27 protein-coding genes and 1 riboswitch are annotated in these 21,951 nt (G+C 73.4%); of the genes, 11 read left to right on the top strand and 16 right to left on the bottom strand.

The features are described from left to right. Positions 1–3 precede the first annotated feature (3 nt). Positions 4–621, bottom strand: coding sequence for a bifunctional pyr operon transcriptional regulator/uracil phosphoribosyltransferase PyrR (pyrR, locus tag ACFYNO_RS08935; protein ID WP_388007670.1), 618 nt, complete (start codon positions 619–621; stop codon positions 4–6). 338 nt (positions 622–959) lie between these two features. Between pyrR and ACFYNO_RS08930 the strand changes: the two genes are divergently transcribed. Then, complete coding sequence (locus ACFYNO_RS08930; protein ID WP_388007667.1) at positions 960–1,463, top strand: transcriptional regulator; 504 nt, start codon at positions 960–962, stop codon at positions 1,461–1,463. Between the two features lie 132 nt (positions 1,464–1,595). On the opposite strand, the gene ACFYNO_RS08925 is transcribed toward ACFYNO_RS08930, so the two are convergent. The 4 genes from ACFYNO_RS08925 to ACFYNO_RS08910 all read right to left on the bottom strand — a co-directional run bounded on the left by ACFYNO_RS08925 (position 1,596) and on the right by ACFYNO_RS08910 (position 4,757). Next, the gene (locus ACFYNO_RS08925) at positions 1,596–2,432 is read right to left on the bottom strand and encodes a thioesterase family protein (RefSeq protein ID WP_388007664.1); all 837 of its coding nucleotides are present in this window, start codon (positions 2,430–2,432) and stop codon (positions 1,596–1,598) included. 140 nt (positions 2,433–2,572) lie between these two features. Continuing rightward, positions 2,573–3,010: a transcription antitermination factor NusB gene (nusB, locus tag ACFYNO_RS08920; RefSeq protein ID WP_388007661.1), complete on the bottom strand. Its 438-nt coding sequence runs from the start codon at positions 3,008–3,010 to the stop codon at positions 2,573–2,575. A 2-nt stretch (positions 3,011–3,012) separates the two neighbouring features. Beyond that, a complete protein-coding gene (gene efp, locus ACFYNO_RS08915) occupies positions 3,013–3,576 on the bottom strand; it encodes an elongation factor P (protein WP_388007658.1) in 564 nt (187 codons plus the stop codon). A gap of 74 nt (positions 3,577–3,650) precedes the next feature. Beyond that, a complete protein-coding gene (locus tag ACFYNO_RS08910) occupies positions 3,651–4,757 on the bottom strand; it encodes a M24 family metallopeptidase (RefSeq protein WP_388007655.1) in 1,107 nt (368 codons plus the stop codon). Positions 4,758–4,836: 79 nt separating this feature from the next. On the opposite strand from ACFYNO_RS08910, the gene ACFYNO_RS08905 reads away from it, so the two are divergent. Beyond that, a complete protein-coding gene (locus ACFYNO_RS08905; protein ID WP_388007652.1) occupies positions 4,837–6,234 on the top strand; it encodes a lipase maturation factor family protein in 1,398 nt (465 codons plus the stop codon). A gap of 1 nt (position 6,235) precedes the next feature. Here ACFYNO_RS08905 and ACFYNO_RS08900 read toward each other — a convergent pair whose 3' ends face one another. Beyond that, positions 6,236–7,162, bottom strand: coding sequence for a zinc-binding alcohol dehydrogenase family protein (locus ACFYNO_RS08900; protein ID WP_388007649.1), 927 nt, complete (start codon positions 7,160–7,162; stop codon positions 6,236–6,238). Between the two features lie 82 nt (positions 7,163–7,244). Here ACFYNO_RS08900 and ACFYNO_RS08895 point away from each other — a divergent pair, with 82 nt between their 5' ends. Both ACFYNO_RS08895 and ACFYNO_RS08890 read left to right on the top strand, forming a co-directional pair. Continuing rightward, complete coding sequence (locus ACFYNO_RS08895; RefSeq protein WP_388007647.1) at positions 7,245–7,685, top strand: MarR family winged helix-turn-helix transcriptional regulator; 441 nt, start codon at positions 7,245–7,247, stop codon at positions 7,683–7,685. A gap of 151 nt (positions 7,686–7,836) precedes the next feature. Further along, a complete protein-coding gene (locus ACFYNO_RS08890; protein WP_388007645.1) occupies positions 7,837–8,466 on the top strand; it encodes a TetR/AcrR family transcriptional regulator in 630 nt (209 codons plus the stop codon). 46 nt (positions 8,467–8,512) lie between these two features. On the opposite strand, the gene ACFYNO_RS08885 is transcribed toward ACFYNO_RS08890, so the two are convergent. Further along, the gene (locus ACFYNO_RS08885) at positions 8,513–9,322 is read right to left on the bottom strand and encodes a DUF1963 domain-containing protein (RefSeq protein WP_388007643.1); all 810 of its coding nucleotides are present in this window, start codon (positions 9,320–9,322) and stop codon (positions 8,513–8,515) included. Positions 9,323–9,392: 70 nt separating this feature from the next. Between ACFYNO_RS08885 and ACFYNO_RS08880 the strand changes: the two genes are divergently transcribed. Beyond that, complete coding sequence (locus ACFYNO_RS08880) at positions 9,393–9,977, top strand: DUF3995 domain-containing protein (RefSeq protein WP_388007640.1); 585 nt, start codon at positions 9,393–9,395, stop codon at positions 9,975–9,977. A 100-nt stretch (positions 9,978–10,077) separates the two neighbouring features. After that, entirely contained in the window at positions 10,078–11,361 is a 1,284-nt protein-coding gene (locus tag ACFYNO_RS08875; RefSeq protein WP_388007637.1) for an MFS transporter, read from the top strand. A gap of 16 nt (positions 11,362–11,377) precedes the next feature. Here the strand turns inward: ACFYNO_RS08875 and ACFYNO_RS08870 are convergent, their stop codons facing one another. Beyond that, entirely contained in the window at positions 11,378–12,628 is a 1,251-nt protein-coding gene (locus tag ACFYNO_RS08870) for a M20 family metallopeptidase (protein ID WP_388007634.1), read from the bottom strand. A gap of 114 nt (positions 12,629–12,742) precedes the next feature. On the opposite strand from ACFYNO_RS08870, the gene ACFYNO_RS08865 reads away from it, so the two are divergent. After that, positions 12,743–13,675 carry a MerR family transcriptional regulator gene (locus tag ACFYNO_RS08865; protein ID WP_388007631.1) on the top strand — a complete coding sequence of 311 codons (933 nt, stop codon included), beginning with the start codon at positions 12,743–12,745 and terminating at the stop codon, positions 13,673–13,675. A 2-nt stretch (positions 13,676–13,677) separates the two neighbouring features. Here ACFYNO_RS08865 and ACFYNO_RS08860 read toward each other — a convergent pair whose 3' ends face one another. Continuing rightward, positions 13,678–14,232, bottom strand: coding sequence for a dihydrofolate reductase family protein (locus tag ACFYNO_RS08860; RefSeq protein ID WP_388007628.1), 555 nt, complete (start codon positions 14,230–14,232; stop codon positions 13,678–13,680). 70 nt (positions 14,233–14,302) lie between these two features. Further along, positions 14,303–14,722: a DoxX family protein gene (locus ACFYNO_RS08855; RefSeq protein WP_388007625.1), complete on the bottom strand. Its 420-nt coding sequence runs from the start codon at positions 14,720–14,722 to the stop codon at positions 14,303–14,305. A 103-nt stretch (positions 14,723–14,825) separates the two neighbouring features. On the opposite strand from ACFYNO_RS08855, the gene ACFYNO_RS08850 reads away from it, so the two are divergent. The 3 genes from ACFYNO_RS08850 to ACFYNO_RS08840 all read left to right on the top strand — a co-directional run bounded on the left by ACFYNO_RS08850 (position 14,826) and on the right by ACFYNO_RS08840 (position 16,240). Then, positions 14,826–15,254, top strand: coding sequence for a MarR family winged helix-turn-helix transcriptional regulator (locus tag ACFYNO_RS08850; protein ID WP_388007622.1), 429 nt, complete (start codon positions 14,826–14,828; stop codon positions 15,252–15,254). Then, positions 15,254–15,820, top strand: coding sequence for a YbhB/YbcL family Raf kinase inhibitor-like protein (locus ACFYNO_RS08845; protein ID WP_388007619.1), 567 nt, complete (start codon positions 15,254–15,256; stop codon positions 15,818–15,820). The genes ACFYNO_RS08850 and ACFYNO_RS08845 overlap by 1 nt, the downstream gene beginning before the upstream one ends. A 123-nt stretch (positions 15,821–15,943) precedes the next feature. Further along, the gene (locus tag ACFYNO_RS08840; protein WP_388007616.1) at positions 15,944–16,240 is read left to right on the top strand and encodes a hypothetical protein; all 297 of its coding nucleotides are present in this window, start codon (positions 15,944–15,946) and stop codon (positions 16,238–16,240) included. A 115-nt stretch (positions 16,241–16,355) separates the two neighbouring features. On the opposite strand, the gene ACFYNO_RS08835 is transcribed toward ACFYNO_RS08840, so the two are convergent. From ACFYNO_RS08835 to aroC, 6 genes are all read right to left on the bottom strand, one after another. Beyond that, positions 16,356–17,162: an Fpg/Nei family DNA glycosylase gene (locus tag ACFYNO_RS08835; protein WP_388007613.1), complete on the bottom strand. Its 807-nt coding sequence runs from the start codon at positions 17,160–17,162 to the stop codon at positions 16,356–16,358. 25 nt (positions 17,163–17,187) lie between these two features. After that, complete coding sequence (locus ACFYNO_RS08830; RefSeq protein ID WP_388007610.1) at positions 17,188–17,985, bottom strand: AAA family ATPase; 798 nt, start codon at positions 17,983–17,985, stop codon at positions 17,188–17,190. Between the two features lie 78 nt (positions 17,986–18,063). Beyond that, the gene (gene aroQ / locus ACFYNO_RS08825; RefSeq protein ID WP_388008354.1) at positions 18,064–18,507 is read right to left on the bottom strand and encodes a type II 3-dehydroquinate dehydratase; all 444 of its coding nucleotides are present in this window, start codon (positions 18,505–18,507) and stop codon (positions 18,064–18,066) included. A gap of 8 nt (positions 18,508–18,515) precedes the next feature. Continuing rightward, on the bottom strand, positions 18,516–19,604 hold the full coding sequence (aroB, locus tag ACFYNO_RS08820) for a 3-dehydroquinate synthase (protein ID WP_388007607.1): 1,089 nt from the start codon (positions 19,602–19,604) through the stop codon (positions 18,516–18,518). Then, the gene (locus ACFYNO_RS08815; protein ID WP_388007604.1) at positions 19,601–20,125 is read right to left on the bottom strand and encodes a shikimate kinase; all 525 of its coding nucleotides are present in this window, start codon (positions 20,123–20,125) and stop codon (positions 19,601–19,603) included. Before ACFYNO_RS08815 ends, aroB begins: the two co-directional genes overlap by 4 nt. Further along, entirely contained in the window at positions 20,122–21,306 is a 1,185-nt protein-coding gene (gene aroC, locus ACFYNO_RS08810) for a chorismate synthase (protein ID WP_388007601.1), read from the bottom strand. The genes ACFYNO_RS08815 and aroC overlap by 4 nt, the downstream gene beginning before the upstream one ends. A 218-nt stretch (positions 21,307–21,524) precedes the next feature. Beyond that, a riboswitch (guanidine-III (ykkC-III) riboswitch) is annotated at positions 21,525–21,590 on the top strand. A gap of 18 nt (positions 21,591–21,608) precedes the next feature. On the opposite strand from aroC, the gene ACFYNO_RS08805 reads away from it, so the two are divergent. After that, positions 21,609–21,860: a hypothetical protein gene (locus ACFYNO_RS08805; protein WP_388007598.1), complete on the top strand. Its 252-nt coding sequence runs from the start codon at positions 21,609–21,611 to the stop codon at positions 21,858–21,860. Positions 21,861–21,951 lie beyond the last annotated feature (91 nt).

Raw genomic sequence — 21,951 nt, 5'->3', positions numbered from 1 at the left:
TTCCTACTCGGGCTGGGGCGGTTCGGCGGCGAACGCCTGGGAGCTGCGGGCGGCGTAGTCGCGGTCCCCGACCAGCACGGCGTCCTCGCCGTCCTGGTCGGTCAGCCGGACCTGCACGGCCTCGCGGAGCGAGGTGGGGAGGTTCTTGCCCACGTAGTCGGCGCGGATCGGCAGCTCGCGGTGGCCGCGGTCGACCAGCACGGCGAGCTGCACGGCGCGCGGCCGGCCGATGTCGCCGAGGGCGTCCAGCGCGGCGCGCACGGTGCGGCCGGAGAAGAGCACGTCGTCGACCAGGATCACCAGGCGGCCGTCGATCCCGGCGGCCGGGATCTCGGTGTGCTCCAGGGCCCGGGCGGGCTTCAGCCGCAGGTCGTCCCGGTACATGGTGATGTCGAGGGTGCCCAGCGGGATGTCCCGGCCGGTGATCTGGGTGAGCCGGGTGTGCAGCCGGCGGGCCAGGTGGACGCCGCGGGTGTGGATGCCCAGCAGCACGACGTCCTCCGCACCCTTGGCGCGCTCGACGATCTCGTGCGCGATCCGGGTGATCACCCGGGTGATGTCCGCGCCGTCCAGCACCTGGTGCGGCGGACGCGGTGTGTCGGAACTCGTGTTCGTGGTCATGCCGAAGCGGACCTCCTTCCCCGCCTCACGGGACGGGCCTTAAAGGATGTCTGGAAGTGGCTGCCCGTTAACGTGGCGGACGCCTCGCCCATGCTAGCAGGGCGGTCATCGGCTGCCCGACCAGGGTCGTGTCGTGTTCACGCAGAGGTAGCGGACCATTCGCACGACTGCCCCATTCGGCTTGACGCAGCAACCTCACTCTACGTAACATCACAGTGAGTTACGGAACAGGCGTCGACCCACCGGTAGGACGCACCGGGCTGTCGGGCTCCCTGTCACCTTTCGGGCCCGCTCCCCCGTGACCACCTTGAACCAGCAATTCTCGTCCGGGGAGATCAATGTCCAGCGACTACGCGAAGCAGCTCGGAGGAAAACTCCGCGCCATCCGCACTCAACAGGGGCTGTCCCTGCACGGTGTCGAGGAGAAGTCCCAGGGGCGCTGGAAGGCCGTCGTCGTCGGCTCCTACGAGCGCGGCGACCGTGCTGTGACCGTGCAGCGCCTTGCCGAACTGGCCGAGTTCTACGGCGTCCCGGTGCAGGAGCTGCTGCCCGGCGGCACCCCGGGCGGCGCGGCCGAGCCGCCGCCGCGCCTGGTGCTCGACCTGGAGAGACTGACCCAGGTGCCCAGTGAGAAGGCCGGCCCGCTGCAGCGCTACGCGGCCACCATCCAGTCCCAGCGCGGGGACTACAACGGCAAGGTGCTGTCGATCCGCCAGGACGATCTGCGCACCCTCGCCGTGATCTACGACCAGTCCCCCTCGATCCTCACCGAGCAGCTGATCAGCTGGGGCGTGCTGAACCCGGACGCGCGCCGTGCGGTGCGCGAGGACGACGCGAGCTGACCCGCCGCCCGTCCTCACGGTCCTGAAGAAACGTCACGGCGCGGCCCTCGCGGGCCGCGCCGTCGATGTCGTCCCACGCGCCGGGCGCACGGATGCGCAGGGAACGCTCCCCGTGCGCCTCGGGCGCCGTTCTCAGCCCTGGCGCGGGACCCGGGCCAGCTGGCGCGACTGGGCGACCAGCCGGCCGGCCTCGTCCCAGATCTCGCAGTCCTCCTCGAAGTACCCGCCGGCCAGGTTGCGGGTGGCGTGGCTGACCCGCAGCCAGCCCGGCGCCGGCTTGGCCCGCAGGTGCACGGTCAGCTCCACGGTGGGCGCCCAGCCGGGCAGGCCCAGGTCGTAGGTGACCGGCGGCAGCGCGTCGGCGACCAGCAGCAGCGAGAGCGGGTCGGGCTGGCGCCCGTCGGCCAGCCGGAACCAGCCCTGGATCCGCCCCCGCATGGCCGGCGCGCCGACCGCCCAGCCCACCGTGGCCGGGTCCAGCCGCAGCTCGAACCGCTCCAGCAGCGCCGCCTGCGCGATCAGCTCGCGCGGCGCCAGCTCCATGCCCACGCAGGCCTCCCGCGGCGGCAGCGCCGGCGGCTCGGCCGAGGTGCGCACCGGGCCGTCCAGCTCGCCCAGGTCGGCGAAGCTGGCCAGCACTCTCAGCCGCTCGACCTCCTCGCCCCGCTCGTCCGGCTGGCTGAGCGAGACGGTGCCGGTGGAGAGCCCGCGGCCGCGGCGGACCAGCTCCGTCCGCGCGGTGACGGGGCCGGGGTGCGAGGTGGCGAGGTAGTAGCCGCTGATCGAGACCGGGTCCGGGTGCTCCGGCAGCTCCTGGCGCAGCGCGTTGGCGGCCACCGCGAGCAGCAGGCCGCCGTTGACCCCGCCGCCGATCTGCCAGCCCTCGCCCAGCTCGCCGCGGTACTCGCCGGCGCCGGCGGCCCGCAGCGCGATGCCCCGGTCGAACTCGCTACTGGTCACGGTGGTCATGACGGTGCCGCCCTTCGGTTAAGTTACCGGCCAGTAGGAAGCTTACGCCAGCCCCCGGACAGCGCAACGGCCGCCGCCCCCCTTCGAAGGGGGGCGGCGGCCGTTGCGCAGGGCGCGGGACCGGCGGGCCGATCGGCTGCTCAGCGGCGGATCGACGCCTTGTTCTCCTGGAAGCGTGCCAGCAGCCCGTTCACGAAGCCGGGCGAGTCGTCGGTGGAGAACTCCTTGGCGATCTCCACGGCCTCGTCCAGGACGACCGCGTCCGGCACGCCGTCCTCCCAGATCAGCTCGTAGGCCCCGAGCCGCAGGACGTTGCGGTCCACCAGCGGCATCCGGTCAAGGGTCCAGCCGACCGCGTAGGCCGCGATCAGCTCGTCGATCCGGCGGGCGTGCTGCACATAGCCCTCGACCAGCAGCATGGTGTACTCGGCGACCTGCGGGATACCGTCACCCGGCTTGGCCTCCCGGCCGCGGGCCACCCAGTCGGCGAGCACGCCCAGCGGGTCGACGTCCCGGTGGTCGGCCTCGAAGAGGATCTGGAAGGCGTGCGTACGCGCCTTGGTGCGTGCGGACGCCACGGTTACTTGTTCACCCGGCCGAGGTAGCTGCCGTCGCGGGTGTCGACCTTGATCTTCTCACCGGTGGTGATGAAGAGCGGCACCTGGATCTCGGCGCCGGTCTCCAGGGTGGCCGGCTTGGAGCCGCCGGTGGAGCGGTCGCCCTGCAGGCCCGGCTCGGTGTGGGAGATGACCAGCTCGACCGAGGCCGGCAGCTCGATGTAGAGCGGGGCGCCATCGTGCACGGCGACCAGGGCCTCGAAGCCCTCGAGCAGGTACTTGGCGGCGTCGCCGACGACCTCGGGACCGATGAAGGTCTGCTCGTAGGTGTCGGTGTCCATGAAGACGAACTGCTCGCCGTCCTTGTACGAGAACTGCATGCCGCGCTTGTCGACGTTGGCGGTCTCGACCTTGGTGCCCGCGTTGAACGTCTTGTCGACGACCTTGCCGCTCAGCACGTGCTTGAGCTTGGTGCGCACGAAGGCGGGGCCCTTGCCCGGCTTCACGTGCTGGAACTCGACCACGGACCAGAGGCCGTTGTCGAGGTTGAGGACCATGCCGTTCTTGAGATCGTTCGTGGAAGCCACGGGCGCACTAACTCCTGCATATAGCTGTCAAGGAACCAAGGAATGCGGGCCTGTCCGCCGGAAGTCCCGGCGGGTCACAGGGCGAGGAGCTCCTTGGTGGTGATGGTGAGCAGCTCGGGCCCGCCCTCGGCAACAGGGCGCACGACGAGCGTGTCCTCGATCCGGACCCCGCCCCGGCCCGGGAGGTGAACCCCTGGGCCGACGGTGACCGGCACGCGGTTGTCCAGTTTACCCGTCTCGCCGGGGCCCAGCTGCGGCGCCTCCCGGGTCTCGAGTCCGACACCGTGTCCGAACGGCCTGGGCGGCTCCTCGCGGTAGCCCGCCGCGGCCAGCAGCTCCCGCGCCGCGCGGTCGGGCGCGGCGCACTCCACCCCCGGCGCCAGCGCCTCCCGGGCGGCCCGCTGGGCCTCGAAGACCAGCCGGTGCAGCTCCACCTGCCAGCCGGCCGGGGCCGCGCCGATCACGAAGGTGCGGGTGGAGCGGACGGTGTAGCCGCGGTACTGCGCGCCCAGCGAGACGGTCAGGAAGTCGCCCTCCTCGACCCTGCGGTCGGTGGGGTGGTGGCCAGCCCGCCCGGAGTGGCCGCCGGTGCCGACCGCGACCGGGAAGGCGGCCCGGTCCGCGCCGTGGTCCACCATCCGGCGCTCCAGCTCCATCGCCAGGTGCCGCTCGGTGCGGCCGACCAGGATCGACTCCAGCAGCTCGCCGAGCGCCTGGTCGCCGATCTCGGCGGCGATCCGCAGGTCGGCGATCTCCTGCTCGTCCTTGACCACCCGCAGCCGCTCCACCACCGGGCCCAGCCCGCGCAGCCGGGGCCCGCCGCGCTCGCCGATCGCCCGGTACCGACTGACCGTCAGGTCGTGCTCCTCCACGGCCAGGTCGGCCGCGCCGAACTCGGCCGCCGCCTCGGCGGCCAGCTCCGCGGTGTCCTGGTCGGGGTGGGCGGCGCTGCGGGTCGGCAGGTCGGCGGGGTAGGGGTGCTCGCCGGAGTCGTCGGGCGGCAAGTCGGCGGGGAGCACCAGCAGCGCCCGCTCCCTGGTCACCAGCAGGCTGGCGCCGCAGGGGGCGCAGCCGCTCAGGTACCGGACGTTGACCGGGCTGGTGATCAGCGCCGCGTCGGCCCCGCCCGCACTGCAGTGCTCCAGCAGCCGCTCCCGGCGGGCCGCGTGCGCATCAGACATGTCCGCCAGCCTAGGGAGCGCGGCGGCCTCCTGCGCGTTCCAGTACGCCGGGCGTGGTGCGCGGTGGTGGGATGGACGGGTGGAGTGGTTCACTGCGCCCGAGTACGCGCTCAGCCGGCTGGTGCTACTGCGCCTGCTGGCCGCCGTCTACCTGGTCGGCTTCCTGGCGGCGGCCCGGCAGTTCCGGCCCTTGCTGGGGGCGCGCGGGCTGCTGCCGATCCCCCGCTACCTGCGGCGCGCCGGGTGGCGGGAGGCGCCCTCGCTCTTCCAGTGGCGCTACTCCGACCGGCTCTTCGCGGGCGTGGCCTGGACCGGGGCGGCGCTGGCCGCCGGGCTCTGCGCCGGCCTGGCGGACGCCGTGCCGCTCTGGGGCTCGATGCTGCTCTGGGCGGTGCTCTGGGCGCTCTACCTGTCGATCGCCAACGTCGGGCAGACCTGGTACTCCTTCGGCTGGGAGTCGCTGCTGCTGGAGGCCGGCACGCTGGCCGTCTTCCTGGGCAACGCCTCGGTGGCGCCGCCCTGGCCGGTGCTGCTGCTGGTGCGCTGGCTGCTCTTCCGGGTCGAGTTCGGGGCCGGGCTGATCAAGCTGCGCGGCGACCGCTGCTGGCGGGACCTGAGCTGCCTGCGGTACCACCACGAGACCCAGCCGATGCCCGGGCCGTTCAGCTGGTACTTCCACCACCTGCCGATGCCGCTGCACCGGGTCGAGGTGGCCGCCAACCACCTGGCGCAGCTGGGCCTGCCGGTGCTGCTCTTCGCGCCGCAGCCGGTGGCCTCGGTGGCGGCGGCCGGGATGGTGGCGACCCAGCTCTGGCTGGTCGCCTCCGGAAACTTCGCCTGGCTGAACTGGCTGACCATCGCGCTGGCCTTCGGCGCGCTGCGGCTGCCCGGCGGGCCGCACCCGCGGGCGGGCGCGCCGCTCTGGTTCGAGGCGGTGGTGCTGGCCTTCACGGCGGTGGTGCTGGTGCTCAGCCGGCGGCCGGCCGGCAACCTGCTCTCCCGGGGGCAGCTGATGAACTACTCCTTCGACCGGCTGCACCTGGTCAACTCCTACGGCGCCTTCGGCAGCATCAGCCGGGTGCGCTTCGAGGTGGTGCTGGAGGGCACGGCGGAGGCCGAGCCGGGGGCCGGCGCGGTCTGGCGGGAGTACGGCTTCCGCGGCAAACCGGGGGCGCTGCGCCGGCGCCCGCGCCAGTACGCTCCCTACCACCTGCGGCTGGACTGGCTGATGTGGTTCGCCGCGCTCTCGCCCTCCTACGCCCGGCCGTGGCTCCCGGCCCTGGTCGACCGGCTGCTCGCGGGCGACCCCGGCACGCTGCGGCTGCTGCGCGACAACCCGTTCCCCGGGGAGCCGCCGCGCCAGGTCCGGGCGGTGCTCTACCGCTACCGGTTCACCACGCCGGCCGAGCGGCGGGCGAGCGGGAACTGGTGGCACCGGGAGCGGGTCGGGCTGTACCTGGCGGCGGTGGGGCGGTGAGTCAGCCGACCCGCAGGACCACCTTGCCCAGGTTGGCGCGGCCGGCCAGCAGGGCGGCGGCCTCGGCGGCCCGCTCCAGCGGGTACTCCACGGAGGCGGGCTTCAGCCGGCCCTCGGCGAGCAGGCGCCAGAGCTCGGCCCGCACCTCGGCGACCAGCGCGGGGCGGTGGCGGGCGAGCTGACCCATCGACAGGCCGGTCACGGTCGCCATCGAGCCGAGCACCGCGCCGGCGTCCAGCGTGCCGCCGTAGCCGGCCATGGTGACCAGCCGGCCCATCGGGCGCAGGGTGCCGAGCGCCCAGGGCAGCACGGTGCCGCCGGCGGCTTCGAGCACCAGGTCGACGGGGGCGGTGCCGGCTGCGTACGCGATCACCTCGTCGGCGCCGCAGCCGCGCAGGAACTCCCCCTTGGCCGCCGGATCGCCGACCGCCGCCACCACCCGGCTCGCGCCGAGCGCCCTGGCCAGCTGCACCATCAGGTGGCCGACGCCGCCGGCCGCGTTGGTGATCAGCACCTGGTCGCCGGAGTCGAACCCGCCGACCTTCAGCGCCGCGAGCGCCACCAGGCCGCCGTGGACGATGCCCAGGGCGTCGGCCGCGTCGACTTCCTCGGGGACGGCGCTGATGGCGGCCGGATGCGCCGTCAGGCAGTCCGCGTAGGCGTCGGCCGCGATGCCGCCGACGCGCTCGCCGAGCCGGTACTCCGTCACGCCCTCGCCGAGCGCCGTGATCCGCCCGACGAAGCCGCCGCCGGGCGAGCCGGGCAGCGCGGCCCCGCCGTCGGGGTGCAGCAGCTTGAGCAGCATCAGGCTCACCCCGGCTGCCTCCACCCGGACCTGCACGGTGCCCGGCGCGGGCTCCGGCACCGCGACCTCGTCGAGCTGCAGCACCTCGGCGCCGCCGTGGCGGTGGAAACGGATCTTGCGCATGGTTGCGTCCCCCTGGTTCGTTGGTGATGCCAACGATAGCAGAAATCATTGGAGCTCCCAATGGCTTCAGTACGATGTCGGCATGACCGACGCGCCCTTCACCCGCCTGCAGACCCTCCCCAGCTGGCTACTCGGCCGCGCCGGTGCCCTCGGCCACCGGCTGGTCGCCGAGGCGATGGCCGAGGAGGGCAGCAGGCTCGGCCACCACGCCGTGCTCTGCGCCGTCGCCGAGTTCGGCCCGCTGGCCCAGGCCGACCTCTCGCGCACCGTGCGGATCGACCCCAAGGACATCGTGGGCATCCTCAACGACCTCCAGGCCAGCGAACTGGTGGTGCGCGGCCGCGACCCGCGCGACGCCCGGAAGAACGCCATCGCCCTCACCCCGGCCGGCGCCGACCTGCTCTTCCGGCTGCGCGAGCGGTCCGACCAGGCCAACGAGGAACTGCTCGCGCCGCTCGATCCGGCGGAGCGGGAGCAGTTGCTGACGCTGGTCCGCAAGGTGATCGAGGGTCGCGCGGGCTAGCGTCGGCACGGCGCCCGCACAGCACTCGCCGCAGCACTCCCCGCAGCCTCCCCGCAGCGCTCGCACGGTGCTCGCGCCGCCCGTTCCGGGCCGCAAATTTTACTGTACGATCGTTCGTATATGCCATCCGTGGCATGGCAGGATGGGACGCATGAGCGAGCTTGAAACCGCCCCCGTCCCCTCCGACCAGCGGCTGCTGCGCGGAGCCAGAGCCCGACAGGCCATCGCCCGCCACGCCGCTGACGTCGCCTCACTCGAGGGGCTCAGCGGCCTCAGCATCGGCCGGCTGGCCACCGACCTGCAGCTCAGCAAGAGCGGCATCGCCACCCTGTTCGGCACCAAGGAGCGGCTGCAGCTCGCCGCCGTCGCCGCCGCCCACGAGGCCTTCCTGGACGCCGTGGTCCGCCCCACCACCGCCGCGGCCCCCGGCGCCGACCGGCTGCGCGCGATCACCGAGCGGTGGATCGAGTACATCTGCACCCCGCTCTTCCCCGGCGGCTGCTTCTGGGTCGCCAACCTCGCCGACTTCGACAGCCGCCCCGGCCCGGTGCGCGACTCGCTGCTGCGCAAGCACCAGGACTGGCTGGCGCTGATCGCCGGCGAGTTCCAGTCCGCGGTGGACCAGGGCCAGATCCCCGACACCGACGTCGAGGTGGCCACCTTCCAGCTCGCGGCGGTCCTGGCCGCCGCCAACACCGCCGTGCTGATCGACGACCCCAGGGCCGGCGACAAGGCCCGAAAGATCCTCGAAAGCCTCCTGGCGCCCAGGACGGCCGCGTAGCCGGAGCCGGTGGGCGCCACCCTCAGCGCCCGCTCCTCCCCTTCGCTCAGGAGTCGTAGCGGTGCACGGCCGGGCGCCCGGGGCAGCGGCGGCACTCGAAGAGGTACACCCCGCCGAGGTCGCCGAGGCACAACTCCGGCCCCGCGATGCGGTCTTCGCGATCCTCCAGCGGTGTCCACGCCCGCCGCGCGTCGTGCTCCTCGCAGCTCTCGACCGTCAGCAGGTGCTCCATCAGCGCGCCGCAGCCGGCGCAGTCGGGCCACCGCGGGTCCTGCGACCAGCCGGGGTAGCCGGCCAGCTTCACGCCCGGGGCGGTGGAGAGGTGGTACTGGTAATCCCAGCCCGTCTGGCGCTCCAGCTGCTCGAACCGCTCCTCCAGCGCATCCCAGAGGTTCTGCGGCAGGTCCCAACTCGGATACTCCGACACCGTTTCGGGGTGCAGCACGCAGGGCCTCGGCACACTGCCGCGCCGGGCCGCCCGCGGTGGCATCAGCGCCTCCCGCACCGCCGCCACCTCGTCCTGCGCCCGCCAGCGGACCAACGGCACCACCCAGCTCCCGTGCTCCAGCGCGCACCAGAGCACCTGCAGCAGGTCGCAGCCCGCGGGGAACGGCACCACGCCCAGCGCGTCCGGCGCGCGCAGCTGGACCACCGGCACCATCGCCACCCCGGCGTGCTCGGGGCACCGGGGCCAGGGCTCGTCCGCCGGCCAGAGCAGCGGGCCGCCCACCGAGCTCTGGCGGCAGGTCGGTCGGCCGGCACGCGGGTGCAGCCGCACGGCGGTCCGGCGGAAGGGCGCGAGCTCGGGGAAGACCGCCTCGACGTCCACGGGGCGGGGCGGGGTGCTTCGGACCATGTGGCGCACGCTAGCGGGGCCCCGGCACCCGGGGCACCCGGGGTTTCCCCGCTCGGCCAGTATCGGGACCATGACGACGGATCAGCACCCTTCGCGCCCCCTCTCACGCTGGCCGGGCTTCGCCGTGGCCGCCTGGGGCCTCTCCTTCGCCGTGCCCAGCTTCGTCCGGGCCCTGGGCGGCACGGCCGGGGCCTCGTCCACGGTCGCCCCCGCCCTGGTCGAGGCGGCGCAGCGGCACGATCCCGGAATCATCGCGGCGCTCTGGGCCACCGGCGTGCTCAAGGTGGTCGGCGCCCTGCTCGGCCTCGCCCTGGCCAGGCGGCGGCCCTGGCCGCAGCGCGGCGAGTCGGCACTGCGGTTCCTCGCCTGGGGTGCGGGGGTCCTGCTGGTCTGGCACGGCCTGCTCTTCATCGCCCACGGGGTGCTGGTGGCGACCGGCGCGCTCACGATCGCCGACGACCTGCGCACGGTGAGCCGCTGGTACACGTTCCTCTGGGGCCCGTGGTTCGTCCTCGGCGGCGTCTGCTTCCTGCTGGGAGCGCGCAGCCGCCGTCCGCTGGCCGGCGATCCGGCGGCGGCGCGGCGGGCCGCCCGGCTCGGCGGCTGGGGAGCGGTGGCGCTCTCGGCACTCATCCTGGTCGGCGGCCTCGACTAGGCACGGCACGGCGCTCGACTCTGTCTCGACATGAAGTATCTTGACATCAAGATTTTTGTCGGCCAGGCTACTCCGTGAACGATGCGAACGGGGGGCACCGATGCGCCACGACGACCAGGGGCTGCTGGCCCAGCTCCGCCGACCGCCGGGCGGCCGGGACGCCCGGCGGATGCTGACGGCCCAGGCCCTGGACCGGACGGGGACCGGCATGTGGTGGGGCATCTCGGTGCTCTACTTCACCTTCGTCGCCCACCTCGACGCCCGCCAGGTCGGCCTGCTGATCGGCGTGGCCGCGGTGGCGGGGGTGATCGGCTCACCCGTTGCCGGGTCGCTGGCCGCGCGGATCTCCGTGCGACCGCTGCTGATCGCCTGCCACCTGCTGCGGCTGGTGGCGATGCTGCTCCTGCTGGTCTGCCACGGCTTCGCGGAGCTGCTGCCGCTGGTAGCCCTGACCAGCCTCGGCGACCGGGCTGCGAAGACCCTGGAGATGCTCTTCGCCACGCGCGTCGCGGGCGAGCAACGGACCGTCTACCAGGCGCTGTTCCGTACGATCGCGAACGCGGGCTACGCGGTGGGCGCGGGGCTCGCGGCGATCGGGCTGGCGATCGGGACGGTGGGGGCGTACCAGACCCTGATCGTGGCCAATGGGGTGTCGTACGTGGGGGCGGCGCTGCTGGTCCGCACCACGGCGCGCGAGGAGGTGGTCCGGGGCGGGCCGGAGTCGGCCGCTGCTTCCGGCACCGGAGAGAGCCCCTGGCGCGACGGCGGCTACCTGCTCTTCGCCGCCCTGGACATCCTGATGAGCCTGGACGACTCGGTGCTCAATGTCGGACTCCCGCTCTGGCTGGTCCACCACACGCATGCGCCGACGGTGATCGTGCCGGGGTTCATGGTGATCAACACGGTGATGGTGGTGGTCCTGCAGCTGCGGTTCTCCGCCTGGGCCGCCACGCCGAGTCGGGCGGCGAGGGCGGTGGCGCTCAACGGCGCGACGATGCTGGCGTGCGGTGCGGTGCTCGCGTCGGCCACGGGCGGCGGGGCGTTGAGCGCCGCCCTCGCGATGATCGCCGCCGCGATGCTCACCACGGTGGCGGAGCTGCTGCGGTCGGTGAGTTCGTGGGAGCTGGCGGTCAGCCTCGCCCCGGTGGAGGCGCGCGCCTCGTACCTGGGCGTGGCGGGCATGTCCCAGGCGATCCAGCGGGCAGCCGGGCCGCTGTTGTTGACGGGCGCGGTCTTCGCGGCGGGCCCGGCGGGCTGGCTGATCCTGGGAGCTGCGATGACGGGCGCCGGAGAGGTCCAACGCCGGTCGTGCCTAAGGCGGTTGGCGAGGATGCGGTCGGCGGCCGTGCAGCCGACACCCACCGGCTCACCCGTTGCCGCATAGCTCACCGACCAGGACGTCAGCGGCCCCCACGCGGTCGCCGCCCGTGCCGCCCCTGCCGCAGTGCGCGGCCGTCGCCTGCCGCCGACCCGGCTGCCAGCCGGTCGGTGAGCAGCCCGGCCATCGCGCGCACGCCGTGGCCGATCGCCCGTTCGTCGGCGGCGAAGTCCAGGGTGTGCGGCGCGCCGTTCATCCCCGTCTCGGCGTCCGCCACGCCGAGGTAGAACTGCGCGCCCGGCGCCTCGTCGAGGAAGAGCGCGAAATCCTCGCAGTTGAACGGCCACGACGCCCGGGTCCAGAGGACGGAGTCAGGCCCGAGCGCTGCGCTCAGGTAGCGGCCGGCCGCGGTGCTGAGCTCCGCCGAGTTCACCAGGGCGGGGAACGGATCCTTCGGGAACTCGACGTAGCCGCCCGCGGCCGCCGCGAGCCGCTCGACCCGCGCGCGCAGCTCCGGATTCCGCTCCTGGGGCCAGACCCGCAGCATGACGTTGGCGACGGGCCGTCCGTCGGGCGTCTGCTCGGTCCAGTGGGCCACGCACACGGACTCCTGCGCCGTCGCGGCACTGCCGGGATCCAGCAGCGCCTGGAAACCCGCGTGGTACTCGGCGACGCTCTGCGGGAACCCGACGGTGCCGAGCCGCGCGACCTCGGCCAGGAACGCGGAGAGCGCCGCGCCGTCCCCGCTCGGCAGCACGACCCGGACGAGGTCGAGCCCGGGCAGGCCGTATCCCGGCGAGACCGCGATGGTGCCGACGGGGAACGGGGCGCAGTGCAGTGCGTAGAACTCGCGCGGCGCGAGCCCCTGCACCAGGCCGGTGTCCAGCATCGCCCGCGCGCCCTGCAGCGGTTCCTCGGCCGGCTGGAAGACGAACACCACCCGGCCGCGCACCGGCCCGGGGCCCTGCGCCAGCGCCCGTGCCACGCCGACGCCGATCGCGGTGTGCAGGTCGTGCCCGCACAGGTGCGCGACGCCGGGAACGCGCGAGGTGAAGCCCTCGTCGAACACCGTGCCCGACCGCGGGCAGGGCAGGACGTTCACCCGCGCGTCGACGGCGTCCAGGTCCGCCCGGTACGCCACGGTCGGGCCGTCCGCGGAACCGTCGAGCACCGCGATGACGCCGTGCCCGCCGACCCCGGTCGTCACCTCGAGCCCTGCCGCGCGCAGGTGCTCCGCGACCAGGCCGGCCGTCTCCCGCTCCTCGCCGGCGAGCTCGGGGCGGCGGTGGATCTCCCGGCGCAGCTCGATCAGTTCGTCGTCCAGTGGGGTCACCCGGCAAAGGTCGCGAAGCGGCTGCCGAACCGCAACCGGTTATCGCGCCGCCGCTGTGACGTCGGAGAGGATTGGCCTTGAGTCTCCAGTGGGGGGAGACACCAGGGTGGGGGCATGGAGGACGACACGCTTTACACGATCGGAGCGCTGGCCCGGCGGACCGGGCTGACGGTGAAGACCATCCGGTTCTACTCCGACGCCGGAATCGTGCCGTCGACCGACCGCAGCCCGGCCGGCTACCGGCTCTACGACCTCCGCGCGCTCGCGCGCCTGGACCTCGTGCGGACCCTGCGTGACCTGGGAGTCGACCTCGCCGTCATCCGGCGGGTGCTCGACCGGGAGGTCACGGTTCCCGAGGTCGCGGCAGCGCACGCCGACGCCCTGGACGTGCAGATCCGCACCCTGCGCCTGCGTCGCGCGGTCCTTCGAGCGGTGGCCGAGCGGGGCTCCACCCCCGAGGAGATGGACCTCATGCACAAGCTCGCGAAACTCTCCGACGACGCGCGCCGACGCCTCGTCAACGACTTCATCGACGACACCTTCGGCGGCCTGGACGCCAATCCCGACCTCGTGGCCATGATGCGCTCCGCCATGCCCGACCTGCCGGACGACCCGGCCCCCGACCAGGTCGAGGCCTGGGTGGAACTCGCCGAACTCACCCAGGACCCGGACTTCCGCTCCGCGGTGCGCCGGATGGCCGAGCACCAGGCAGCCGAACGCGCCCAGGGCGACACCACCGGCCTGCACCACGAGCTCACCGAGGCGGTCCGCGAACAGGTCGGCCAGGCCCTTGCGGCCGGCATCTCCCCCACCTCCGCCGAGGCGGCGCCCGTCGTCGACACCCTCACCGCCCGCTACGCCCAGGTCTTCGGCCGCGCCGACGACGCGGACCTGCGCCGCTGGCTGCTGACCCGTCTGGAGGTCGGCAACGACCCGCGCACGGAACGCTATTGGCAGCTGCTGGCCGTCATCAACGGCTGGCCCGTCCCGCCGACCCTGACACCGGTGTTCGCCTGGTTCACCGAGGCCCTGCGAGCCGGGCGGTGAGCTCACACCCGCGCGACTCCGTACCGTTCGTACACCACCCGCGACATGAACACCCGGCTCTCCAGCAGCTCCAGCCGCACCGCCTCCCGCACCGGCGGCAGCAGCGGCGTGCCGCCCCCGACCACGATCGGGGCGCGGAAGATCCGCAGGTCGTCCACCAGACCGAGCTCGAACGCCTGGCCGGCCAGCCCGGCGCCGCCGATCTCGACGTCCTTGTCCGTCCCGGCGAGCGCCGCCGCGACCTCCTCCGCCACCGAGCCCTGCGCGAGCCGCGCATTGCCCTCGACGGTCTTCAGGCTGCGGCTGAAGACGATCTTCGGCAGCGCCGACCAGACGTCGGCGAACGCCGCGCCCAGGTCGGTCTCGCGCAGCGACGGGTCGGTCTCCCAGACCAGCATCGTCTCGTACAGCCGGCGCCCGCACAGGTGAGCGCCCAACTCGCTCACCCGGGCGAGGTGGAAGGCGAAGAGTTCGTCGTCCGGGGCCGACCAGTTGAACCCGCCCGCGCGGTCGGCGATGAAGCCGTCCACCGAAGCGCCCATCGAGTAGATCAGCACGGCTCCTCCTGCGGTCTGTCCGTCACCCATCCTCCGGCGTAAGACCGTACCGACCGCCTCCGACACGCCCTCAGGCCCGACGGCCGATCCACTCCAGCGTCTCGGCGCGGCGGTTCCAGGCGATCACGGCGAGCGGGACCATGAAGAAGAACGGGGTCCCGGCGTTCTCGCCGTGCATCGCGGTCAGCTGGGTGAGGAAGGCGAAGACCAGGAAGACGATCAGCGCCGTCGCGGCCGGCCCGGCCAGCCGGCGCAGGAGCAGGCCGACCGCGCCGGCCAGCTCGATCGCGCCCGTGAGGTACATGAACCAGTGGCCCGCCCCGATCGCGTCGAAGACCACGGTCGCCGAGGAGAGCGCGAGCAGCTTGGGCAGGGCGCTGGCGAAGGCGAAGAAGAGCGCGAGCAGGATCCGCAGCGTCCAGACGGTGCGGACGACGGCCTTGCTGGACGGAGCGGCAACGGCGGCGGTGCTGGTGGTGGTGCTGGACATCTGCGGTCTCCCAGAGTCGGGTGTCGGCTTTCACAGGGTGGACGACCGCCGCCGCGCGGACTCATCGGCGAAAAGAAGTAGTTGATATGCAACAATCTTTTCTGTGACCAGCACCCCCACCCCGAGCCACGCCCAGGCCTGGGCCGCCGTGCACGCCTTCATCACCGCCCAGGACCGCCGCCGGACCCTCCGCCGCGAGCTGGACCTCGGGCCGGGCAACGCGGAGCAGCTGATCAACCTCGCCCGGGCGCCCATGACGATGCGTGAGATCGCGCAGGCGGCCGCCGTCGACCCCTCCGCCGTCACCGTGGCCATCGACCGCCTGGAGCGGCGGGGGCTGGTGCGCCGCGAGGGGCACCCGGAGGACAAGCGCCGCAAGGTCGTCCACCTCACCGAGCGCGGCCGGGCGACCGCCGCCGCCGCCCAGCGCATCCTCACCGCGCCGCCCAGCGGCTTCGAGGAGCTCGACGGCCACGACCTCGCGGCGCTCACCCGCATCTTCACCGAGCTGAACTCCCGGGAGGAGTCCTGATGGCCGTGCTCGGCACGCTTCTGCGCAACCGCCGCCCCGACGAGCGGAACCAGGCCTGGAACCGGGCCAACCTGGCCGGCCCGGAGACCCTGACGCTCACCAGCGAGGACTTCGCCGACCACGGCACCCTCGGAACCCGCCACAGCGGCCGCCGGGTCGGCGGCCAGAACCTCTCCCCGCAGCTCGCCTGGAGCGCCCCGCCCGCCGGCACCGCCGAACTGCTGCTGGTGGTCGAGGACATCGACGTCCCGCTCGGCTCGCACCCGGCCGTCCACTGCCTGGCGGTCATCGACGAGACCGTGCGCGAGCTGCCCACCGGCGCCCTCGGCAAGCAGGCCGCCACCCCGGGCGTGACCCTGCTGCGCTCGGTGCTCAGTCGCGGCTACTACGGCGCCGAACCGCTGAAGGGCCACGGCCCGCACCGCTACGTCTTCGAGCTCTACGCCCTGGGCGCGAGCCTGCCGGACCGCGCGGCGCTGCCCAAGGTCCGCCCCCGCCGCCTGCTGGCCGGCATCGACGCCCCGGTCCTCGCGCGCGGCCGCCTCACCGGGATCAGCGAGCGCTGAGCGGATCCCGGGGCGGTTGCACATAGTGCAGCCGCTGTTGCGGAGCGCGAACCCGCCCCTTTAGATTTCCTCGCATGCGGCCCAACTACCTTGTGCCGCAAGGAAACAGATCGGGAGGATTGCATGGAGGGAAAGCTCGCGAAGACCGCCCTGGCCACGGTCGCGGCGGCCCTGCTGACCGGCGTCGCGCTCGCGGCCCCGGCCTCGGCGGCCGCCGCCGCGGCGGCCCGGGGGCAGCTGACGGTGGCCTCGTCCGGCTACGAGATCTATGTCACCGGGATCGCCGGCTCGCTGGACGGCGCCCACGCGGCCGCGGACTACAAGGTCCCGCAGGGTTGCTCGCCTGAGGGCATCGTGGCCAGCGGCACCACGGGCGACGGCGAGATCTGGGTGACCGTCAGGGCGATCTGTTCGCAGTGACCGACACCGGCACGGCAGTGACCGGCACGACAGTGACCGAGGGGCGCCGACGCAACCGGCGCCCCTCGGGGCCCTGAACGCCCCCCGAACTCCGCGGCTGCCGCCCGAGCCGCCCTCAGCGCCGCTGGCAGCGCGGGCACCAGAACAGGTTCCGCGCCGCATGCTCCTCCGTGCGCACCTCGGTACCGCAGACCAGGCACCCCTGCCCGGCGCGCCGGTAGACGTAGACCTCGCCGCCGTGGTCGTCGACGCGCGGCGGCCGTCCCATCGCCTCCGGGGTGTGTTCGGGGCGCACGGTGTCGATCCGGCCGATGGCGGCGCCCTCCGCCATCAGGGCCGCCAAGTCCTCCCAGATGCCGAGCCATTCGGCACGGCGCAGCTCGCGCCCCGCCCGGTGCGGGTCGATCCCGTGCCGGAACAGCACCTCGGCGCGGTAGACGTTGCCGACCCCCGCCAGCACCTTCTGGTCCATCAGCAGCGCGGCCACGGTGGTGCGGCTGCGCGAGATCCGGTCCCAGGCACGGTCCGGGTCGGCGTCGGCGCGCAGCGGGTCGGGGCCGAGGCGGGCGTGCACCGCGTCCTTCTCGGCGGGCGTGAGCAGTTCGCAGGTGTTGGGCCCGCGCAGGTCGGCGTAGTGCTCCTCGCCCTCCAGCCGCAGCCGGATCAGGCCGACCGGGTCGGGGGCGGGGGAGGCGCCGAAGGTGTAGCCGCCGTAGAGGCCGAGGTGGATGTGCAGCCAGCCGGCCGGAAAGCCGAGGAAGAGGTGCTTGCCGTCGGCCTCGGCCCGCTCCAGCACCTGGCCGTCGAGCAGCTTGGCGCCGTCCGCGAACCGGCCCTGCGGGCTGGAGACGGCGACCGGGTGTCCGCCGAACAGCCGTCGGTGTTCGTTGGCGAGGCGGTGCAGGATGTGGCCTTCGGGCATGCGGGCAGTGCTTCCTCAGGAGACGTCAGCGGACCGGGCGGCCGGCCAGCCGGGCGGAGATCATCCGGTCCAGCGCATCGGCGGTCTCGGCCACGTCCAGCTGGGTGTTGTCGATGATCGGCAGGCCGGAGTTGTACCAGCCCGCCATCCGCCCGTGGATCAGCGCCACCTGCTCGTCGCTCAGTCGCCGGTTGCCGGAGCGCCGGGCGTTGCGGGTCAGCACGGTGTCCAGGCCGGGCAGCAGCACCACCGGGATCATGCCGGGGCCGATGTGCCGCTTCCAGCCACCCAGGCCGATCGCCGGGCGGTCGGGGAAGACGGCGTCGTCGATGATGCAGGAGATGCCGTTGGCCAGGTAGTTGCGGCAGGCGAAGCCGCAGGTGCGGCGGGCCAGCCGGTACTGGGCCTCGGTGTCGTTGTTCCAGCCGGACTGCGGGTTGGCGAAGCCGGACTGCACCCACTCGCGGACGTCGTCCAGGCTGATGTGCGCGGTGGGCACGGAGCGGCGCTCGGCCCAGTGCCGCGCCACCGTGGTCTTGCCCGCGCCGGCCGGGCCGATCAGCAGCACGGCCAGCGGGCCGGTCGGCCGCGCCGGGCCGGCGGTGGGCAGCTGCACCGGCGCCCCGGTCGGGAGCACGAAGTGGCCGGTGCTGCCGGGCGGCACGGCCACGGTGGGCGCGGCCAGCAGCTGCCGGCGCGGCGGCCCGGCGGGCGGCGGGGACGGCGGGCCGACGGAGGCCGAGGGCGCGCCGCTGGGCACCGAGGGCACCAGCGGCGGAGCAGCGGGGCGCGGGGGCACTCCCCCGCCGTACTGCTGCGTCACGACAACACACCTCCCGGTGTGGACACTACACGGCGTCCCGGTGGCTGGACGAGCCCGCCACCGGGACACCACCCGTGCTCAACCGCCGGTCAACCGCTCCGCGAGGGCCCGCAGGGCGAGCTCGTAGGAGCCGATGCCGAACCCGGCGATGGTCCCGGAGGCGATCCCCGAGATCACCGAGGTGTGCCGGAACTCCTCGCGGGCGTGCGGGTTGGAGATGTGCACCTCGATCAGCGGCGCGGTGCGCTGCGAGGCGGCGTCCCGCATCGCGTACGAGTAGTGCGTGAACGCGCCCGGGTTGATCACCACGGGGGTGCGCTCGTCGGCCGCCCAGTGCAGCCATTCGATCATCTGCTGCTCGGAGTTGGTCTCCTTGACCTCCACCTGGAAGCCCAGCTGCTTGCCGAGCGCGACACAGCGCTCGACCAGGCCGGCGTAGGAGGTGGAGCCGTAGACGTCCGGCTCCCGGCTGCCGAGCCGGCCCAGGTTGGGACCGTTCAGCACCAGCACCCGGGGCAGCAGGCCCTCGCTCACTCCGACACCTCCGCGTACGCGCCGACCAGCAGGGACGGGTCGGGGCCCTCCAGCACGGAGGTCTTGCCCAGGCCGTCCAGCACGATGAAGCGCAGCAGGTCGCCGCGCGACTTCTTGTCGATCTTCATGGCGTCCAGCAGCTTCGGCCAGGCGTCCGCCCGGTAGCTCAGCGGCAGGCCCACCGAGGCCAGCACGGACCGGTGCCGGTCGGCCGTGGCGTCGTCCAACCGCCCGGCGAGCCGGCCGAGTTCGGCGGCGAACACCATGCCGATGGAGATCGCCGCGCCGTGCCGCCACTTGTACCGCTCGTTGCGCTCGATCGCGTGGCCCAGGGTGTGGCCGTAGTTGAGGATCTCCCGGCGGCCGGACTCCTTGAGGTCGTCCGAGACCACGTCGGCCTTGACCTGGATCGCCCGGCGGATCAGCTCCACCGTGTGCGGGCCGGCCGGGGTGGTGGCGCCCTCGGGGTCGGCCTCGATCAGGGTGAGGATCTCCGGGTCGGCGATGAAGCCGCACTTGATCACCTCGGCCAGGCCGGAGACGTAGTCGTGCTTGGGCACGGTCTCCAGGGTGGCCAGGTCGGCCAGCACGCCCACCGGCGGGTGGAAGGCGCCGACCATGTTCTTGCCCTCGGCGATGTTGATGCCGGTCTTGCCGCCGACGGCCGCGTCCACCATGCCGAGCAGCGTGGTGGGCATGGAGACCCAGCGCACCCCGCGCAGCCAGGTGGCGGCGACGAACCCGGCCAGGTCGGTGGTGGCGCCGCCGCCCAGGCCGACGATCACATCGCTGCGGGTGAAGCCGGTCTGGCCGAGCACCGACCAGCAGTAGGCGGCCACCTCGGCGCTCTTCGCCTCCTCGGCGTTGGGCACCTGCAGCGCGATCGCCTCGTAGCCCTCGGCGGCCAGGTCCTCACGGACCGCCTCGCCGGTGGCGGCCAGCGCCTCGGGGTGGATGATGGCCACCCGGCGGGCCTGGGTGCCGATCAGTCCGGCCAGCTCGCCCAGCAGTTGACGGCCGATCAGCACGTCGTACGGGTCCGTGCCGGCGGTGCCGCCGACGTGGATGGTGACGGTGTCGCTCATGCTTCCTTCAGCTCCAACGATACGAGAACGGCCTCGGCGACCTGCTCGGGCGTGCGGTCCTCGGTACTGATCACGGCGGCGGCCACCTCCAGGTAGAGCGGTCGCCGGCGCTCCATCAGCTCCCGCCACTGCTGGCGCGGGTTGACCGCGAGCAGCGGGCGGGGCGCGTCCAGGCCGACCCGCCTGACCGCATCGGCGAGCGCCACCTCCAGGTAGGCCACCTTGCGGTCCTTCAGCAGCGCACGGGTGGACTCGGCCAGCACCGCGCCGCCGCCCAGCGCGAGCACCCCGGGGTGCTCGGCCAGCGCGGCGGCCACCGCCTGCTTCTCCAGCTCGCGGAAGTGCGGCTCGCCCTCGTCGACGAAGATGTCGGCGATCGGCTTGCCCGCGGTGGCGACGATGTCGGCGTCGGTGTCGCGGAACTCCACGCCCAGCCGCTCGGCCAGCAGCCGGCCGACGGTGCTCTTGCCGGACCCGGGCGGGCCGACCAGCACCAGCCGCGGACCCACCGGTCCGGTCACCGGACCACCAGGTTCTCGAGGTAGCCCTGCACGTTGCGGCGGGTCTCGGAGACGTGGTCGCCGCCGAACTTCTCGATCACGGCGTCGGCCAGCACCAGGGCGACCATCGCCTCGGCGACGATGCCGGCGGCCGGCACGGCGCAGACGTCGGAGCGCTGGTGGTGCGCCTTGGCCGGCTCGCCGGTGCGCACGTCGATGGTGCGCAGCGCCCGCGGCACGGTGGCGATCGGCTTCATCGCGGCGCGCACCCGCAGCAGTTCGCCGGTGGACAGGCCGCCCTCGGTGCCGCCGGAGCGGCCGGAGACCCGCTTGACGCCGTCCTCGGTCGGGACGATCTCGTCGTGCGCCTGCGAGCCGGGGATCCGGGCCAGCTCGAAGCCGTCACCGACCTCGACGCCCTTGATCGCCTGGATGCCCATCAGCGCGGCGGCCAGCCGGGCGTCCAGCCGGCGGTCCCAGTGCACGTGCGAGCCCAGGCCCACCGGCACGCCGTAGGCCAGCACCTCGACCACACCGCCGAGGGTGTCGCCGTCCTTGTGCGCCTGGTCGATCTCGGCGACCATCGCGGCCGAGGCCTCGGCGTCCAGGCAGCGCACCGGGTCCTCGTCCAGCCGGGCCTCGTCGGCGGGCTTGGGCAGCACGCCGGCCGGGGCCTTGGCGGCGCCCAGCTCGACCACGTGCGAGACGATCTCGATGCCGCAGGTCTCCTTGAGGAAGGAGCGGGCGACGGTGCCGAGGGCCACCCGGGCGGCGGTCTCCCGGGCGCTGGCGCGCTCCAGGATCGGCCGGGCCTCGTCCAGCGAGTACTTCTGCATGCCCGCCAGGTCGGCGTGGCCGGGGCGGGGACGGGTCAGCGCCTCGTTGCGGGCCAGGCCGGCCAGGATCTCCGGGTCGACCGGATCAGCCGACATCACCTGATCCCACTTGGGCCACTCGGTGTTGCCGACCATGACCGCCACCGGGCTGCCCAGCGACTCGCCGTGCCGGACGCCGCCGAGGAAGGTCACCTCGTCCTGCTCGAACTTCATCCGCGCGCCGCGGCCGTAGCCGAGCCGGCGGCGGGCCAGCGCCTCGGCCACCGCGGCCGTGGTCACGGGCACGCCGGCGGGCAGGCCCTCCAGAGTGGCAACCAGTGCGGGACCGTGCGACTCCCCCGCCGTCAGCCAGCGCAACGTACCCAACGGTGCTCCTTCATCAGCGGTCCGGGCACCCGGCGCCCTCGGCGGCGCCGACCCGGCCGGGCTCCATCGGGCCCTGCTGCGGACCCTCGACCCGATCCTTTCATGCCCCCAGGGTGGTCCGGGCCACAGTCCGGTTGGCGGACGACACGCGTTCACCAGGGCGTCGCACGGCTCACCGGGCGGGCCTGGCCTTCCGGTGCGGATCCTGCACAATGGAGGGATTGCCGCCCTCCCGCGGCCACCGGACGAGACGCGCCGTACCCGGACCGACAAGACGACGCACCCGTCAGGAGGACGCCGGTATGGAGCAGGTCGTGCAGGTCATCGGATCGATTCTGATCCTCGTTCCGTTCGCGCTCGCCCAGTGGGGCCGGATCAGCGCGCACTCCCGCGGCTACCTGCTGCTCAACCTCTGCGGCTCCGCCATCCTCGCGGTGCTCGCCGGGCTCACCTCGCAGTGGGGGTTCCTGCTGCTGGAGGGGGTCTGGGCGGTGGTCTCGGCGAACAGCCTGCTGGCCGTGCTCCGCGGCCGGACCCCCAGCAGCACCCACTGATACGAAAATCCACTGTTTCTGCAGGTCAGGCCACCTCCACCGATTGGAGCGAGACTTGGTAGCCAAGCTGGTTGAGTTGGCCGACAAGGCG

Origin of the sequence: Kitasatospora sp. NPDC006697 (genome assembly GCF_042869935.1) — a bacterium.
GTDB lineage: Bacteria > Actinomycetota > Actinomycetes > Streptomycetales > Streptomycetaceae > Kitasatospora.
This window is presented reverse-complemented; position numbering and strand designations above follow the sequence as displayed.